This is a genomic window from Mucilaginibacter sp. P5_A6 (assembly GCF_056400585.1).
This window is the reverse complement of record NZ_JBFUKZ010000085.1, coordinates 1-1,232: the sequence shown is the minus strand read 5'-3', so window position 1 is coordinate 1,232 and position 1,232 is coordinate 1. Positions and strand designations below refer to the sequence as shown.

General features: G+C 34.7%; 1 protein-coding gene. It reads left to right on the top strand.

Annotated features, from left to right (window positions below):
- On the top strand, window positions 1–1,138 hold a 1,138-nt coding region (locus AC1DO4_RS27830), incomplete at its 5' end, for a glycosyltransferase family 4 protein (protein ID WP_477421040.1).
- Window positions 1,139–1,232: the final 94 nt, after the last annotated feature.

Sequence of the window (1,232 nt, the reverse complement as noted above, 5' to 3'; positions counted from 1 at the left end):
GCTTAAAACTGGGCAAAAAATATTGATCGCCTGTGATTCTGCCAAATCATTAATTGATTTCAGGGGCAAGCTGATTGAGGAAATGGTTAAACAACATACTGTATATGTTTTTACACCGGTTTTACCTGAAAATATACGTGAAAAGCTCACCCGGCTTAACGTAGTTATTTTCGAAAATCAATTGTCAGGGAGTAATATTTCAATTTTATCTGATATAAAGTATTTAATAATGCTTTATAAATTGATGAAACAGGTAAAACCAGATGTTTTTTTTCCTTACACCTTTAAACCAGTTATATATGGAACAGTGCTTGCAAAAATCCATCGCATTAAATGCATTGCTCCAATGCTATCTGGTTTGGGCTATAACTTTACGCCTGGAAATAAGAAATCATTAGTAAGCCATATTACGCGTTTGATGCTCAGGTTTAGCCTGATTAAAAGCAAGCATTTACATATAATATTTCAAAATAAAGATGATTATGAAACACTGCTTACCTATAAAATATTAACAAATAAACACCATGTTTTTATAGTTAATGGCTCTGGTGTTGATCTGGAGCATTATGAGTATACCCCACCAGATGCCGGGAACATTAGTTTTATAATGATATCCCGACTGATAAACGCTAAAGGCATTTTTGAATATTATGAAGCAGCACGCCTTATCCGTTTAAAATATCCCAACATACAATTTAAGCTAATAGGATCCTATGCTGCAAATATAGATGCCATTAGCCCCGAATTGTTTTTTAAAATAAAACATGGCGACAACCTTCAATACCTGGGTGAAGTTGACGATGTAAGACCTTATATAAAGGATGCATCAGTGGTTGTATTGCCATCATACTATGGTGAAGGCGTACCACGGTGTTTACTTGAAAGTATGGCAATGGGGCGGGCAATTATTACAAGTGATTCTGTTGGCTGCAGGGAAACAGTTGAACCCGTATCGCCTCAAAACGGATTTTTGATTCCCGTTAAAAACATACCAGCGCTTATGTCAAAAATGGAGTTTTATATAAATGACAGAAATGCTATTCATAACTACGGTTTAAATGGACTGGCATTAGCCCGAAAGAAATTCGACGTGAACCTGGTTAATGATGATATGTTAAGCATAATGAAGTTAAAATAACTGGAAAATGAAAAAGATAATATAATCAAGCGTTATGAAAAATCGATTTAATTATTATGAAAGAAACGTCACCGACTTCAGTAATACTATGCGC